General features: G+C 70.0%; 8 protein-coding genes. 2 read left to right on the plus strand and 6 right to left on the minus strand.

All coding sequences use genetic code 11. From position 1 onward, the window contains the following. Positions 1-151: 151 nt before the first annotated feature. The 5 genes from ABVB68_RS04755 to ngcE all read right to left on the minus strand — a co-directional run bounded on the left by ABVB68_RS04755 (position 152) and on the right by ngcE (position 6125). Complete coding sequence (locus ABVB68_RS04755) at positions 152-1255, minus strand: substrate-binding domain-containing protein (RefSeq protein ID WP_353599763.1); 1104 nt, start codon at positions 1253-1255, stop codon at positions 152-154. Positions 1256-1388: 133 nt separating this feature from the next. Then, on the minus strand, positions 1389-2588 hold the full coding sequence (locus tag ABVB68_RS04760; RefSeq protein WP_353599577.1) for an ROK family transcriptional regulator: 1200 nt from the start codon (positions 2586-2588) through the stop codon (positions 1389-1391). Positions 2589-2792: 204 nt separating this feature from the next. After that, positions 2793-3719: a carbohydrate ABC transporter permease gene (locus ABVB68_RS04765; protein WP_353599578.1), complete on the minus strand. Its 927-nt coding sequence runs from the start codon at positions 3717-3719 to the stop codon at positions 2793-2795. Between the two features lie 4 nt (positions 3720-3723). Then, complete coding sequence (locus ABVB68_RS04770; RefSeq protein ID WP_353599579.1) at positions 3724-4650, minus strand: carbohydrate ABC transporter permease; 927 nt, start codon at positions 4648-4650, stop codon at positions 3724-3726. 29 nt (positions 4651-4679) lie between these two features. Further along, positions 4680-6125: an N-acetylglucosamine/diacetylchitobiose ABC transporter substrate-binding protein gene (ngcE, locus tag ABVB68_RS04775; RefSeq protein WP_353599580.1), complete on the minus strand. Its 1446-nt coding sequence runs from the start codon at positions 6123-6125 to the stop codon at positions 4680-4682. A gap of 340 nt (positions 6126-6465) precedes the next feature. Between ngcE and ABVB68_RS04780 the strand changes: the two genes are divergently transcribed. Beyond that, on the plus strand, positions 6466-10269 hold the full coding sequence (locus ABVB68_RS04780) for a GH92 family glycosyl hydrolase (protein WP_353599581.1): 3804 nt from the start codon (positions 6466-6468) through the stop codon (positions 10267-10269). Between the two features lie 129 nt (positions 10270-10398). Here ABVB68_RS04780 and ABVB68_RS04785 read toward each other — a convergent pair whose 3' ends face one another. Next, positions 10399-13668 carry a GH92 family glycosyl hydrolase gene (locus ABVB68_RS04785; RefSeq protein WP_353599582.1) on the minus strand — a complete coding sequence of 1090 codons (3270 nt, stop codon included), beginning with the start codon at positions 13666-13668 and terminating at the stop codon, positions 10399-10401. Positions 13669-14203: 535 nt separating this feature from the next. On the opposite strand from ABVB68_RS04785, the gene ABVB68_RS04790 reads away from it, so the two are divergent. Further along, a complete protein-coding gene (locus ABVB68_RS04790; protein WP_353599583.1) occupies positions 14204-16870 on the plus strand; it encodes a SpoIIE family protein phosphatase in 2667 nt (888 codons plus the stop codon). Positions 16871-16986 lie beyond the last annotated feature (116 nt).

Consider the following 16986-nt stretch of genomic DNA (forward strand, 5'->3'; position numbering starts at 1 on the left):
TTGTGCAGAAGTTTGGAGGGGGGGTCCGTCCGGCGCCCCGCCCTAGCTTTGCGGGGCTGGTGGATGCGGGGCGCCGGAAGGAGTTCGTAGCGCGCATCTCCCGAAGAATTGTCCGGGCAACTCGCGCGTACGGTAAGGGAGATGCGGCTGCTTACTTCAGACCGATCTTGTCGCAGGCCGACTTGTACTTGTCGGTGCAGATGTCGCTGACCGTGTAGAAGCCGTCCTTGATGACGGTCTCCTTGATGTTGTCCTTGGTCAGCGAGACGACCGGGACGATGACCGACGCGACCTGCTTGGTGGTCGGGCTGTCGACCTTGCTGGTGGCGATGGAGTCGAGCTTCTCGCCCTTGCCGAGCGCGACGGCCATCTTGGCGGCCACGGCGGCCTCCTGCGGGTAGGACTTGTACACGCTCATGTACTGGTCGCCCGTCACGATGCGCTGCACGCCGGCGAGCTCGGCGTCCTGGCCGGTCACCGGGACGCTGATGCCCGCGGCCTTGAGCGCGGTGATGATACCGCCGGCCATGCCGTCGTTGGCGGAGTAGACGCCCACGATGTTCTTCTTGCCGAGGGCGGAGATGGCGCCCTCCATGTTGGCGTTAGCGTTCTCCGGCTTCCACTCCTTGGTGTCGTACGACTTGGCGATGTCGACCTTGCCCTTGAGCTCCGCCAGCGCGCCCTTCTTGAAGAAGGCGGCGTTCGGGTCGGTGATCGCGCCGTTCATCATGACGATCTTGGCGGAGGGCTTGGCCTTGTCGCCCAGCGCCTTCAGGAGGGCCTTGCCCTGGGTGTGGCCGACCGCCTCGTTGTCGAAGGAGGTGTAGGCGTCGATCGGGCCCTCGGCCAGGCGGTCGTAGGCGACGACCGGGATGCCGGCGTCCTTGGCCTTCTTGATCGAGCCGGCGATGGCCTTGGAGTCCACCGCGTCCACGATCAGCACGTCGACCTTGTTGGTCACCATCGTGTCGACCTGCTGGTTCTGCGTGGTGGCGTCCTGCTTGGCGTTGGCGTAGACGACCTTGCCCTTGCCGTTCGTCAGGTCCTTGACCTGCTTCTCGATGATGGGCTTGTCGAACTTCTCGTAACGAGCGGTCTGGTTCTCCGGAAGGAGCAGACCGACCGTGATGTCGTCGCCCTTCTTCGGAGCGGAGCCGGAGTGGTCGCTCCCACCCTTGGATTCCTTGGCACTGCCACAGGCGGCCAGCGAAACGGCCATCGCACCAGCGGCAACGGCAACGGCGGCACGACGCATACGCGTGTTCACTTCAGAAACCTCCCTGACGAGGCCGCGTCGTTGCGGCCGAGGTGGCTGGAAGTCAACTCGGCCACACGTGCGACGTCAAGAAGTAAATCCTTAACGAGATGGCAACGGTGCCATCCGTTCTCTAAGTGAAGGCAGGACTGACCGAGGGCAGCGACCCGTCCAAAAGGGTCGAATCGCCCATCTCGCTGAGCGCGAGGGCGAGCGCTCCGAGCACCTCCGCACGGCCCCCAAGTGCCCCGGGAAGCACGGAGAGTTGGCGGGCGGCGCTGGGGATGGCGTAGCGCCCCACGGACTCCCTGATCGGGCCGAGCACCAGCTCACCGGCCTCGGCGAGATCACCGCCGAGGACCACCCGGCTCGGATTCAGCAGGTTGCAGAGATTGGCCACTCCGCTGCCGATGTGCCGGCCGACGTCGGCGATCACCCGGCGGCAGCCGGGGTCGCCGTCCCTGGCCAGCCGCACGACGCCCTCCATGGTCAGATCGGGGCCGTGGCCGGGCTGGAGCAGCGGGAGCACGTAGCGGGCCGCCGTGAACGTCTCCAGGCAGCCGCGGTTGCCGCAGCGGCAGACCGGACCGGACTCGTCGAGGGTGATGTGCCCGATCTCCCCGGCCGTGCCGCCGGGCCCGCGGTAGATCTTGCCGTCGATCACCAGGCCGGCGCCGACACCGCTCGCGACCTTGATGTACGCGAGGTCGCGCACGCCCTTGCCACTGCCCCAGACCAGCTCGCCGAGGGCGCCGAGGTTGGCGTCGTTGTCGACGTGCACCGGCACGCCGAGCCGGTCGCGCAGCTCCTCGGCGGGCTTGGTGCCGCCCCAGCCGGGCAGGATCGCGGTGGACCCCAGCGTCCCCGACTCCACGTCGATGGGCCCGGGCACGCCGAGCCCCACACCGGCCACCTTCGAGCGGTCCACGCCCGTCGCCGCGATCAGGCGGCTGACCAGCTCCTCGGCCCGGTCGAAGCCCTGCGCGGAGGAGGCGTCCACGTCCAGCGGCTCGGCCTCCTCGGCCAGCACCTGATGGGCCAGGTTGCCGATCGCGACCCGCAGGTGGGTGTGCCCGAAGTCGACGCCGATCACGATGCCGGCGTCGCCGCTCAGGCTGACGCTGCGCGCCCGCCGGCCGCCCGCCGACGTGGGCGTGACCTCGACGGTCCCGCCGTCCTTCAGCTCCCGCACGATGTTCGAGACGGTCGCCGCGGACAGACCGGTCGTCCGCGCGATCTCCGCCTGCGTGAGGGACCCGGCCAGGCGTACGGCCCGGACCACCCGCTCCAGGTTGGCTCGGTGCAGTGATGACTGCGACCCTGGAGTCTCCACGACGACCTCCTGAGCGCGGGGCCGCTTCGGCGAGGCCCCGTGTATGTCCAACTAGTGAACTCTAAGCTGAGCCGTTCGGGGTGACTCCCGTCAAGAGGTTGAACCGTTTCCGGGTACACGGACACCGGAACGCACACCCTCCCGGCAGCCGGGACGATGTGCGTCCATGTGGTCGCGGAGCGTCACCCCGCGAGGTTCCCGCCGCTACTTCAGCGCCCCCGCGGTCAGCCCCTGCACCACCTGCCGCTGGAAGACGATGTAGGCCGCGAGCACCGGCAGCATCGCCATGACCAGGCCCGCGAACAGCCCGGACCAGTCGCCCTTGTACCCCTGGCTGACCGCCAGCTGGACCAGTCCCTGGGTCAGGACGCGCTTGTCGGGGTCGGTGTTCAGGACCGTGGGCAGCATGTACTGGTTCCACTGGCCCAGGAAGTTGAAGATGCCCACGCTGATCAGGCCCGGCTTGGCCATGGGCAGCATGATCTGGAAGAACGTACGCGTGTGCGAAGCACCGTCGACGAAGGCCGCCTCCGCCACCGAGGTGGGCAGGGTGCGGAAGAACGCCGTCAGGAAGAAGACCGTGAACGGCAGCGAGTAGGCGATGTAGACCAGGATCAGGCCGTGGATCGTGTTCAGCAGGCCCATGTTGTTCACGACGTAGAACAGCGGGACCAGCGCGAGCATGATCGGGAAGCTCATGCCGCCGACGAACAGGTAGTAGATGAAGCGGTTGCCGGGGAAGTCGAAGCGGGCCAGCACGTACGCCGCCATGGAGCCGAGCACCAGGGTGCCGACGAGCGAGCCGCCGACCACCAGGACGGTGTTCAGGAAGTAGTCGCTCATGTGGGCGTCGGTCCACGCCCGGGACCAGTTGTCGAAGTGCAGCCTGTCCGGCAGGGACCAGGGCGAGCCGAAGATCGAGCCGTCGTCCTTGAAGGACGTCATCACCGCCCACAGCAGCGGCATCACCACCATGATCGCCCAGATGACCAGGACGCCGTGGGAGAAGACGTTGAGGACACCGCCCTCCCTCTTCCTCCGGGAGGGCGGGACGGCCGGGGCCGCGTCCACCTTGGAGACGCTCGCGCCGGACCCGGCCGGCAGCGGTGCGGGGCTCTCGGTCGTCTTCATCGATTCAGAACTCCAGCCGCTCGCGACGGCCCAGCCGCATCACGATCGCCGCGAACGCGAGCGTGACGACGAGCAGGGCGACGCCGATGGTGGTGGCGTAGGCGGCCTGACCGTCCCGGAACGCCTTCTGGTACACGTACAGGACCATCACGGTGGTCGAGTAGTCGGGCCCGCCCGGTCCGGTCGTCATGATCTGTACGACCGCGAACGACTCGGCGCCGAGCGCGAGGATGCCCATGTAGACCCAGCCGGACTGCACGGTGTCCCACAGCAGCGGCAGGGTGACGCGGAAGAAGGTGGCGGCGCGGCCGGCGCCGTCCAGCAGGGCCGCCTCGTACAGTTCGGCCGGGATCGACGCCATGCCGGCGGAGAACAGCACCACGAAGAAGCCGACCGTGGACCAGACGAGCACCGCCATCACGCACCACAGCGCGAGGCTCGGATCGCCCAGCCACAGCGGCTGGACGTTGTCGAGGCCGATCCCGCGCAGGACGGAGTTGATCGCGCCGCTCTCCGGGTTGTACGCGAAGGCGAACAGCAGCGAGACGATCGCGATGGAGAGCACCTGCGGGAAGAAGTAGACGATCTTGTAGAAGGACGAGCCCCGGACACCCGAGATCGCGGGTCCGCCCCTCTTGTGCCGTCCGCCCACATTGATCATGAAGGCGAAGAACAGGGCCAGCCCGAGGGTCACCACCGGCAGCACCAGAGCGAACAGCAGACTGTGTTGCAACGACTTCCAGAAGATGTCGTCGTCGAACATCCTCTTGTAGTTGTCGAAGCCGACCATCTTGAATTCGGGGCTGAGGCCCGTCCAGTCCGTGAACGAGTAGTAGATGGACTGGATGAACGGCCACACCACGAAGAGCGCGTACAGTCCGAGGGGCAATGCCAGAAACCCCACGATGAACCGGTACTTGCCGTGCTGCATCGCCACTCCGGTGCTGTCAGGGTGCGGGATTACTGGTGCTTGTAGTGCTTGATCGAGGTGTCCTTGGCCGCTTCGTCGGCGAAGCCCTGGATCTTCTTGACGGCCTCGGCCGGGGTGAGGCGGCCCGCCATCATCTCGCCGAGTCCGGCCACCCCGATCTTCTCCTTCTGCAGCTGCACGTACCAGTCCTGCAGGCGGGGATTCACCACGTTGCTCCCGGCCTTGTCCAGCGCCGCCACGCCCGACTTCAGGCCCGGGGTGAGGGGGATGCCGGAGGTGCCGCCGTTGTACGCGGTCAGCGACTTCACCTTGGCGGTGAAGTTCTTCGAGGACGCCTCGGAGAGCATGATGCGCAGCTGCTCCATGCCGCCCTCGGTGTTCTTCGCCTTCTGCGGCACGATGAAGGGCTCGCCGCCGGAGGCCCAGATGGTGCCGAACGGCAGCTTGTCGGAGCCGTCGAGGCCGGTGGGCGCGGAGACCGCGAGGTCGAAGCCGGACGGGATGACGTTGGCCGACTCGTTCTCCACCCAGGAGCCGTTCGGGATGAACAGCGCCTTGCCCTCGGCCCAGGCGGTCTGGGACTGGATGTGGTCGAGGCCCGGGGTGCCCTTGAGGATGTAGCCCTTCTTGTACAGCTCGTAGTAGGCCTCGAAACACGCCTTGACGGCGGGGTGCTTCCAGGCGTTCGGCTCCAGGTTGTCGATGGCGTCGAGCACCTCGCGGCCGCCGACCTTGCCGATCATCGGGTACAGCGAGAAGGGGAGGTAGTACGGGTACTTGCCCGCGTACGTCCAGCCGGCCATGCCCTTCTTCTTGGCCTTCTCGCACACCGCGAGCATCTCGTCCCACGTCTCGGGATACGTGGCGTCCAGCGAGTCCAGGGCCTTCTGCGAGTACCAGACGCCGTAGACCGTGTAGGCGTAGTAGAGGATCCAGACGGGCTTGCCGTCGAACTGGCCCATCTCCACGATGCCGGGCCGCAGCGTGTCGCGGACCTTCTTGGCCGGGTCGTCGTACGACGGCGCGTCCAGCAGCGGGGTGAGGTCGGCCAGCTGGTTCTTGCCGACCAGCACGCCCATGTCCATCTGCTCGGCGCCGGAGTTGTCGATGAGGTCCGGCGGGTTGCCCTGGTTGAAGCGGGGCTGCAGAGTCGACTGGATCTTCTGGGTGGCGGCGAACTTCACCTTGGACTTGGGGAAGTCCTTCTCGTAGATCTTCACCGCGTCCTCGGCGTACTCCTTGCCGAAGCCGCCGTCGAAGAGCACGAATTCCATGCCGGCGCTGTCGTTGACGCCGAGCGGGTTCTTGCCGGTCTTCTTGCCGCTCTTGGCCTTGTCCTGCCCGTCGCCGCCGCTGCTCGCGCAGGCGGACAGCAGGCCCATGCCGGGCACGGCCACCAGACCGAGCGCGGCCGAACGCTTGATCAGATCGCGGCGGCCGACGCCGTCCCCACCGTGGTGCGCTGTGGATCCCATGCTCAAGTCCTCGCCTTCTCCAGGACTCAGGCGGTGAACCGGATCCTCCCCGGCACCGCTGTCGGGTAGTGCAGGGTCATGCGGGAAACGCCGACAGGTATAGTCCACTTCACGCCGACTGAGCAAGATCGAATGCAAGGTTCACCATGGGTCTTTTCCGAGTTGAGACCTGTCGGAAATATGAGCCGCCCGAGTGGACCCCGCCGGAAAAATTCGCGACACAAGCCCCTGAATGCCGCACCCAACACCCTTGACATCACGGGCCACTTGACGCCCTACTGGTTCCTGCGCACCGATTCTGACAACGTTGTCCACCCGGTCGCAGGAGGGGAATCCGTAGATGCAGCGGAGAACGCGGCACAGATGGAGTCCGGCGGTCGTCCTCACGACCGCCTTTGTCATGGCCGCCGGCGCCCAGGGCGCGGCGGTCGCCCTGCCCGCCCGGGCACCGTCCGCGGACCACGAGTTCGCATCCTCGTTCGAGGCGGACGATCCGGCGCCGGACTGGCTGAACACCGTCGACACCTCGCCGGACGGCGGCAAGCGCGCCTCGGGCGTCGACGGCGGCTACAGCACCGGCATTCCGGGCAGTGTCACCGACCACGTCACCGAGGTACGGGCGAGCGGGGAGAACGCGGGCGCCGGCGAGGTGAAGGAGAACCTCGCCGACGGCGAGCCCGGGACCAAATGGCTGACCTTCGCCCCCACCGGCTGGGCCGAGTTCGACCTGGACAAGCCCGTCAAGCTCACGACGTACGCGCTGACCTCGGCCAACGACTACGACGCGCGCGACCCGAAGGACTGGACCCTGCTGGGCTCCGCCGACGGCAAGGACTGGAAGACCCTCGACAGTCGGACGGGGGAGAACTTCTCCGAGCGGTTCCAGACGAAGTCCTACGACCTCGCCGAGCCGGCCGAGTACCGGCACTTCCGGCTGGAGGTGACGCGGAACAACGGCGCCCCGGACGCCCTGCAGCTCGCCGACGTGCAGTTCTCCACCGGAGGCGGGGGCGGCCCGGTGCCGCAGGACATGCTGACGCTCGTCGACAAGGGCCCGAGCGGCTCGCCGACCGCCAAGGCGCGGGCCGGTTTCACCGGCTTGCGCGCGCTGCGCTACGCGGGCCGGCACACCGCGGACGGCCGGGCGTACTCGTACAACAAGGTCTTCGACGTGAACGTGCTGGTCGGCCGCGACACTCAGCTGTCGTACCGCCTCTTCCCGTCGATGGCCGACGGCGACCGCGACTACGACGCCACGAACGTCTCCGTCGACCTGGCCTTCACCGACGGCACCTACCTCAGCGGCCTGGGCGCGCTGGACGAGCACGGCTTCCCGCTCTCGCCGCGCGGCCAGGGCGCGTCGAAGGCGCTGTACGTCAACCAGTGGAACAACGTGGCCTCCCGAATCGGCTCGGTGGCGGCCGGCAAGACGGTCGACCGGATCCTGGTGGCGTACGACTCCCCCGACGGCCCGGCCAAGTTCCGCGGGTGGATAGACGACGTGGCGCTGCGGACGGTGCCGCCCCGGCGTCCCGAGGCGCACCTGTCGGACTACGCGCTCACCACCCGGGGCACCAACTCCAGCGGCAGCTTCTCGCGCGGCAACGACTTCCCGGCGACGGCCCTGCCGCACGGCTTCAACTTCTGGACGCCGGTGACCAACGCGTCCTCGCTGAGCTGGCTGTACGAGTACGCGCGTGCGAACAACGACGACAACCTGCCCACGGTCCAGGCGTTCAGCGCCAGCCACGAGCCGAGTCCGTGGATGGGCGACCGGCAGACCTTCCAGCTGATGCCGTCGGCCGCGTCCGGCACCCCGGACACCGGGCGTCAGGCGCGGGAACTGGCCTTCCGCCACGAGAACGAGACCGCGCGGCCGTACTACTACGGCGTCCGGTTCGAGAACGGTCTCAAGGCGGAGATGACACCGACCGACCACGCGGCGGTCCTGCGCTTCACCTACCCGGGCGATGACGCGAGTGTCCTGTTCGACAACGTGACCGAGCAGGCGGGGCTGACGCTCGACAAGGAGCACGGCATCGTCACCGGCTACTCGGACGTGAAGTCGGGCCTGTCCACCGGCGCCACCCGGCTGTTCGTGTACGGCACGTTCGACAAGCCGGTGACGGACGGCGGGTCGAGCGGGGTGAAGGGCTTCCTGCGCTTCGACGCGGGGGCCGACCGCACCGTGACGCTGCGCCTGGCGACCTCGCTCATCAGCGTCGACCAGGCGAAGGACAACCTGCGCCAGGAGGTCCCGGACGGCACGTCCTTCGACACGGTCAAGGCGCGGGCCCAGCGGACCTGGGACAGACTGCTCGGCAGGGTCGAGGTGGAGGGCGCGACGGCGGACCAGCTGACGACGCTGTACTCCGGCCTGTACCGGCTCTACCTGTACCCGAACTCCGGCTTCGAGAAGGTCGGCGGCAAGGACCGGTACGCCTCGCCCTTCTCGCCGATGCCCGGTCCGGACACCCCGACGCACACCGGCGCGAAGATCGTCGACGGCAAGGTGTACGTCAACAACGGCTTCTGGGACACCTACCGGACCACCTGGCCGGCGTACTCGTTCCTCACCCCGTCCCAGGCGGGCGAGATGGTGGACGGGTTCGTGCAGCAGTACAAGGACGGCGGCTGGACCTCCCGCTGGTCCTCGCCCGGCTACGCCGACCTGATGACCGGCACCTCCTCGGACGTGGCGTTCGCCGACGCCTACGTCAAGGGCGTGCGGTTCGACGCGAAGGCGGCCTACGACGCGGCCGTGAAGAACGCGACCGTCGTCCCGCCGTCCTCGGGCGTGGGCCGCAAGGGCATGAGCACCTCCCCGTTCCTCGGTTACACCAGCACCGGTACCGGCGAGGGCCTGTCGTGGGCGATGGAGGGCTACGTCAACGACTACGGCATCGCGAAGATGGGCGAGGCGCTCTACCGCAAGACGGGCGAGAAGCGCTACGAGGAGGAGTCGCGGTACTTCCTCAACCGTGCCCAGGACTACGTGAAGCTGTTCGACTCCAAGGCGGGGTTCTTCCAGGGCCGGGACGCCAAGGGGAACTGGCGCGTGGACTCCTCGAAGTACGACCCGCGCGTGTGGGGCTACGACTACACGGAGACCAACGGCTGGGGCTACGCCTTCACCGCCCCGCAGGACAGCCGGGGCCTGGCCAACCTCTACGGCGGCCGGCAGGCGCTGGCGGACAAGCTCGACGAGTACTTCGCCACCCCGGAGACGGCCTCCCCGGACTACGTCGGCTCCTACGGCGGTGTCATCCACGAGATGACCGAGGCCCGGGACGTCCGGATGGGCATGTACGGCCACTCCAACCAGGTCGCGCACCACGTCATCTACATGTACGACGCGGCCGGCGAACCCTGGAAGGCGCAGGCGTACGTGCGCGAGGCGCTCTCCCGCCTCTACACCGGCAGCGAGATCGGGCAGGGCTACCACGGCGACGAGGACAACGGCGAGCAGTCGGGCTGGTACCTCTTCTCCGCCCTCGGCTTCTACCCGCTGGTCATGGGCAGCGGTGAGTACTCCATCGGCTCGCCGCTGTTCAAGAAGGTCACCGTGCACCTGGAGAACGGCCGGGACCTGGTGGTCAAGGCCCCGAGGAACAGCGCGAAGAACGTCTACGTCCAGGGCGTGACGTTCAACGGCCGCTCCTGGAAGTCCACTTCGCTGCCGCACTCGATGCTGTCCAAGGGCGGCGTGCTGGAGTTCCGCATGGGCTCCGAGCCCTCCACCTGGGGCACGGGCGAGGACGCGGCCCCGGTCTCCGTCACACGGGACGACAAGGTGCCGGCACCGCGCACGGACGTCCTCCACGGCGACGGCGCGCTGTTCGACGACACGTCGGCGACGAGTGCGACGGTCACCTCCGTGGACCTGCCGGCCGACGGCGCGGTCAGGCCCGTGCAGTACACGCTGACCTCGGCGGCGGACCACACGAAGGCGCCGACCGGCTGGACCCTGCAGGGCTCCGCCGACGGCTCGGTCTGGAAGACGCTGGACCACCGCTCCGGTGAGACGTTCACCTGGGACCGCCAGACGCGGGCCTTCACCGTCGCCGCTCCCGGGACCTACACCAGGTACCGGCTGGTCCTGGACGGCGAGTCGACGCTGGCGGAGGTGGAACTGCTGGCCTGACGCACTCCGGGCACGGCGAAGGGGCGGGTCCCGCGGGGGCCCGCCCCTTCGTCATCGGGTTCGGCGCGGGTCCCGCGGGGCCCGTCCCGGGGGGTGGGTCCTGCGGGACCCACCCCCCGGTCACCGGGTTCAGCCGGTGGCGAGGGTGAACACGTGCAGATCGGTGTCGTCCGGGAGCCGGACGCTGCTGATGGTCCTGCCGTCGGGTGCGGTGAAGGGCTTGGTGGCGAAGACGTAGGTCGCCACCGGGTCCTTGTCGGCGCCCGCGACATTGCGGTAGGCGGTCTTCGCGACCACCTGGTTGCCGTACTGGACGGTGCCGCCTCCGCCTCCGACGGTCCAGTCGGTGAAGGACAGGTCGACGGTGGCGGTGGTGCCGTCGGTGTAGCCGACGGTCGCCTGGGCGTGCTGGTTGCCGTTGACCGCGCTGCCGATGAAGGACAACCTGGCGGCGGGAGTGGCCAGTTCGATGTTCTGCCCGGCCCCGGAGGCGTTGTCCGGGCGGCCGCCGGGCGAGTCGGGCCAGGTGAAGGCGAGGCCGTCGACGGTCCCCCGCCCGCCCGGGTTCAGTCCGGCCGCGGCGAGGGCCTGGCGGGAGTAGCTCCAGCCGCCGCCGTCGTAGTCGGCCTCGTCGTGGTCGCCCGCGTCGGCCGAGACGCCGGTGTTGTCATAGGCCGCGAGGAGGGTGCCGGGGGCCGCCACGGTCAGCGAGACGGGCTGCCGGTAGGAGGTGTCGCCCGAGGTCACCGTGACCTTGACGTCGGCGAAGCCCTGCGGGGCGTCCTTCGCGGCCGTGAGGGTGATCTCCCGGGCCCCGTCGGTGACCGTGCCCTCGGCGGGCGTGGCCGTGACCCCGGCCGGGGTCTCCACCCGGAACCGCACCTCCGGGCCGGTGCCGCCGTTCAGTGCCAGCGCGCGGACGGCGATCTTGGTGGCGGCACCGGGCGCGATCGTGGCGGCCGTGGGGCCGACGCCGATCTGGTACGGCTGCTCGCCCTCCCGGAAGGACGGCGGCGGGCTGTCCGCGCCCCAGGAGCGGTTCGGGGTGGCGGACAGGGTGTAGTCGAGGCGGCCGCCGTCCCGGACGAAGGAGGCGGGCAGCCAGGGCCGGTCGCTGGAGCGGCCGTCGACCTTCAGGGACTGCACGTAGGGCGTGTCGCCCGCGGCTCCGGAGGCGCGGACGGAGATGTCGTTGCCCCGCGGCCGGTGGATCTCCACGCGCTCGAACAGCGGGGAGGCCAGGACCAGTTCGGCCCGGGAGGGCACCTGCGGGTACATGCCGAGGGCGGAGAAGACGTACCAGGCCGACATCGCGCCGAGGTCGTCGTTGCCGGGGATGCCGCCGGGTTCGGTGGTCCACAGCTGCCGCATCGCCGCGCGGACGGTCGCCTGCGTCTTGTATGGGGCGCCCGCGTAGTCGTACAGGTAGGGCACGTTGATCGACGGCTCGTTGTCCAGCTCGGACTTGGTGCCGCCGTTGCCGGTGAAGGCCCAGCCGCCGTCGGCGTCGTGGAAGAAGTCGTCGAGCCGGGCGAGGGCCTGGTCCCGGCCGCCCATCGCGGCGAACAGGCCGGCCGGATCGTGCGGGACCATCCAGGTGTACTGGGCGGCCGTGCCCTCCACGAAACCGTTGCCGGTGCCGGGCGTGAAGCCGGTGACCCAGCTGCCGTCGGCCTTGCGGTTGGCGATGTAGCCGCCGCTCGGGTGGGCCGCGATGTCGAAGTTGTTCTGCCACCACTGGGCCCGGTGGGCGAACGCGGCCGCGGTGTCGTTCCTGCCCGCGGCGCGGGCGAGTTGTGAGAGGGCGAAGTCCGCCGTGGACATCTCCAGGGTCTCCGCCGCGCCGCCCCAGGCGTTGGACACGCTCGGCATGTAGTGCAGGTCGAGGTACTTGTCGAGCGAGGGGCGCTGGCCCACCGAGAGCACGGGCTTGCCGGCCGCGGACAGGTCCTGCTCCGTCGGCACGGTCGCCGCCCGGACCAGTGAGTCCAGGGCGCCCTCGAGATCGAAGCCGGTGCCGCCGAAGGCGTGGATGCCGGCCAGCGCGGTCGCCGAGGGGTCGCCGTTCATCACGTGGGTGCCGCTCGCGCCGTGCAGCCAGCGGTCCCAGACCCCGCCGTTCTGCCGGGCGAGCTCGTAGAGCGACTGGGCGATGTCGGAGCCGGTGCGCGGGTCGAGGAGGGTCAGCAGCTGCACCTGGTCGCGGTAGACGTCCCAGCCGGAGAAGGTGCCGTACTGCGCGTGCTGCCGGCGGCCGACCGTGTGCACGCGCCCGTCGGCGCCGCGGTAGCGGCCGTCGACGTCGCTGATGACGTTCGGGTGCAGCAGCGAGTGGTAGAGGGCGGTGTAGAAGGTGGTGCGCTCGGCGTCCGTGCCGCCGCCCACCCGGACCGCGCCGAGGCGCTCGCGCCAGGCTCGGCGCGCCGCCTCCTCGACGGCGTCGAAGGAACGGCCCCGGGGGTTCTCGGCGGCGAGGTTGGCCGCGGCGGCGGCCCGGCTGACGTAGGAGATGCCCACCTTGACGTTCACCGGTCCGTCGCCGGGCGCGAACTCCACGTATCCGCCGGCCCCCTTGCCGGCGACGGGCCGTCCGCCGTGCGAGAAGCCGCCCGTGCCGCCGGACGCCTCCGTGGAGCCGGGTTCGAGCCGGTCGTCCCGCCAGGTTCCGACGGCCTTGAAGGAGCGGTCGAAGCGGGCGGTGAAGTGCAGGGTGTAGTAGGCCCGCCGGCCCTCGGGGTCGAGGTAGCCGCAGAAGTTCCCGGAGGTGACGGAGCCGGAGATCGTGCGGGCCTCCGGGTCGATGCTGACCGTCGAGTCCTCCGAGCCGACCTCGGAGTTGGCCGTGCGCACCAGCAGGGAGGCGGGCTTGCCGGCGGGGAAGGTGAAGCGGGCCGCGCCGGTGCGGGCGGTGGCGGTGAGGTCGGCGGTGACGCCGGAGGCCAGGCCCACCTTGTAGTGGCCGGGTTCGGCGGTCTCGTCCGTGTGGCGGAAGTCGGAGGCGTAGACGGCGTCCCCGGTGTCGCTCGCCGGGGAGGAGGTGACCTCGCCGGCGTAGGGGAAGAACGGGATGTCGCCCCCGCCACCCGCGCAGCCGGTGCCCGACATGTGGGTGAGGCTGAAGCCGCGGATGCGCGTGGCGTCGTACTGGTACCCGCCGGGCGCTGCCGTCCTCGTGGCGTCCCCCCGGGTGTTCTCCGGGCTCCAGGAGAGCATGCCGAAGGGCACGACGGCGCCCGGGAAGACGTCGCCGCCGTTCTTGGTGCCGATCAGGGGATCGACGTACGGCGTGGGGTCCTTGACGAGGCCGGGCGGGGCGGCGGTCGCGGCGAGGGCGGGGGTGGCGGCGCCGCCGGTCGCGAGCAGCGCGGCCAGCAGCAGGGACATGGGTCTGAATCGCATGACGCGGCCCTTCCTCCTGACGGACGGGTCGCGCACCACCGGTCGCACAAGCCGCAGGGACAGTAGCGTGCGCCACCGGCACCACGGAAGACCGCGTGCGCCGCAGCGGGCCCACGCCGGCGTCACCCGGGCGGGCTAGCGCAAGTGGCTTGACATCGTTGTCCGTTGAGGCGGTAGAGTCATGTACAGACCACAAGACAACGTTGTCGTGCTCTCATCGGGCCGCACAAGCCATGCAGTCCCCGATCCCAGGCCACCTCCCCCCGGGCGGGCTCTCCCCACCCCCTCGCCCGCCCGGCTCGCGGACCCGGTCACCCGAGTGATCCGGGTCCGCCCCGAGCGCGCACGCGCGACGGAGGACTTCGGCGCCGAGGCGGCACGGGCCGTGGTGCCCCTGTGACTCCAGCGACCCAAGTTGTCCTCAGGGGCAAATGAGGTGGCAAAACATGCGTCCATCTCCTGGACCGACGTAGTCACGGACAGGTACCGGTGCTACAAATGCCGCATGTCGGACCGATTCGCCCGATTCAGGCGTATGACATGGCGTGCCGTGGTCGGCAGGAGCCCGCGCAGCGTCGCCGGGCAGGTCCTGCTCCTCCAGGTGGCGCTGGTGGTGCTGCTCGTCGTGTGCGGCGTCATCGGCCTCGTACTGCAGTCGGAACGTGACACCACGACGGAGGCCAAGCGCCGCTCCATAGCCGTGGCGGAGACCTTCGCGCACTCCCCCGGTCTCATGCAGACCCTGCGCACGCCCGACCCGTCCAAGACGCTCCAGCCCCTCACGGAGGCGGGGCGCAAGTCCGCGGGCGTCGACTTCATCGTGGTCATGGACACCAAGGGCATCCGCTACACCCACCCCATTCCGAGCAAGATCGGGCAGCGCTTCGTCGGCACGATCGGGCCGTCGCTGGCCGGGAAGGTCTACACGGAGAGCGTCCGCGGCCCCCTCGGCCACGAGGTGCAGGCGACCGTCCCGGTCGAGGACCGTCGCGGCCACGTGATCGCCCTGGTGTCCGCCGGGATGAAGGTGAAGAACGTGTCCAGCCAGGTGAACCGGCAGCTGCCGATCATCCTGGCCGCCGGCGCCGGTGCGCTCGCGGTGTCGACCGGCGGGACCGCCCTGGTGGGCAGGCGGCTGCGGCGGCAGACCCACAGCCTGGCCCCCGCCGAGATGACCCGCATGTACGAGCACCACGACACGGTGCTGCACTCGGTGCGCGAGGGCGTGCTCATCGTCGCCGGCGACGGACGGCTGCTGCTCGCCAACGACGAGGCCAGGCGGCTGCTGGAGCTGCCCCCCGAGGCCGAGGGGCACCACGTCCGGGAGCTGTCGGCCCTCGACCCCGCCACGGTGGAGCTGCTCGTCTCCGGGCGCGAGGCCAGCGACGAGGTGCACTTCGCCGGAGGACGCCTGCTGGCGGTCAACCAGCGGCCCACGGACAGTGTGGGAGGTCCCAGCGGGACCGTGGTGACCCTCCGGGACTCCACCGAGCTGCAGGCCGTGTCGGGCCGCGCGGAGGTCGCCCGGGAGCGGCTGGAGCTCCTCTACGACGCCGGTCTCGGCATCGGCACCACCCTGGACGTCGTCCAGACGGCCAACGAACTGGCGAGGGTCGCCGTGCCGCGCTTCGCCGACTTCGTCACCGTGGACCTGGCCGACGCCGTACTGCACGGCGAGGAACCGGCTCCCACGGCGACGGACATCCGGCGGGTGGCCGTGAGCGGCGTCCGGGACGACGCTCCGCTGTACGAACGGGGCCGGCTGATCGACTTCCTGCCGTCCACGCCCCAGGCGCGCGGCTACGGCTCCGGCCGCTCCGAGCTCGTCACCGATCTGTCGAACGCCGACGGCTGGCTGGTGCAGGATCCGGAGCGCACCCGGCAGATCCTGGACTACGGCATCCATTCGCTCATCGCCGCCCCGATCCAGGCCCGCGGCGTCGTGCTCGGCATGGCGAACTTCTGGCGCTCCAAGCGGGAGCCCTTCGACCGGGAGGAGCTCTCCCTGGCGGACGAGCTGGTGGCGCGGGCCGCGGTCAGCATCGACAACGCCCGCCGGTACACCCGTGAGCACGCGCTGGCGGTCACCCTCCAGCGCAGTCTGCTGCCGCGGGCACTGCCCGAGCAGAGCGCGCTCGAGGTCGGCTACCGCTATCTGCCCGCCCAGTCGGGGGTGAGCGGCGACTGGTTCGACGTCATCCCCCTGCCGGGCAGCCGGGTGGCCCTGGCCGTCGGTGACGTGGTCGGGCACGGCCTGCACGCCGCGGCGACGATGGGCCGGCTGCGGACCGCGGTGCACAACTTCTCCACGCTCGACCTGCCGCCCGACGAACTGCTCAGCCACCTGGACGAGCTGGTCGGCCGCATCGACCAGGACGAGGCGTGTCCGGAGACGGCCGGCGCGATCGTGGGGGCCACCTGCCTGTACGCGATCTACGACCCCATCGGCCGCACCTGCGTCATGGCCCGGGCCGGACATCTCGCGCCCGCCCTGGTGCACCCCGACGGCAGCGTCGAGTTCCCCGACGTGCCGACCGGGCCGCCGCTGGGCCTGGGCGGCCTGCCGTTCCAGACGGCCGAACTGGAGCTGCCCGAGGGCAGCCAGCTCGTCCTGTACACCGACGGCCTCATCGAGGACCGCAGACGCGACCTGGACGAGGGGATGGAGCTGCTGCGCCGGGCGCTGGCGGGGCACCCCGGCCGACCGCCGGAGGAGAGCTGCCGGGTGGTGCTGGAGGAACTGCTGCCCGAGCGTCCCAAGGACGACGTCGCCCTGCTCATCGCCCGCACCCGGGCCCTGCCGGCCGGGAACGTCGCCGACTGGGACGTGCCGCGCGACCCCGCGGCCGTGTCGGGGATGCGGCTGGCCGTGTCCGAGAAGCTGGAGGAGTGGGGACTGTCCGAGCTGGGCTTCGGCATGGAACTCGTGCTGAGCGAGCTGATCACCAACGCCATCCGCTACGGATCGGAGCCGATCCACGTGCGGCTGATCCACGACCGGACGCTCACCTGCGAGGTGGCCGACGGCAGCAGCACCTCGCCGCATCTGCGGCACGCCGAGACGACCGACGAGGGTGGCCGGGGCCTGTTCCTGGTCTCGCAGCTGACCGAACGCTGGGGCACCCGCTACACCCCGCACGGCAAGGTCATCTGGGCCGAACTCGCCGTGCCGGACCTGGGGGACCTCTTCACCGGCGACTGAACGAGGTGGCCGGGGGCGGGGGCCGGGGGCAGGTGAGGACGTGGGGACGGGGCGAGGGGCGTCGGGGCGGAGCCGGCGGCGTTAGGGCGGGGCAAGCACGTAGGCGCGGTGCGAGC

Source organism: Streptomyces sp. NPDC096012, from assembly GCF_040426375.1.
Classification (GTDB): Bacteria; Actinomycetota; Actinomycetes; order Streptomycetales; family Streptomycetaceae; genus Streptomyces.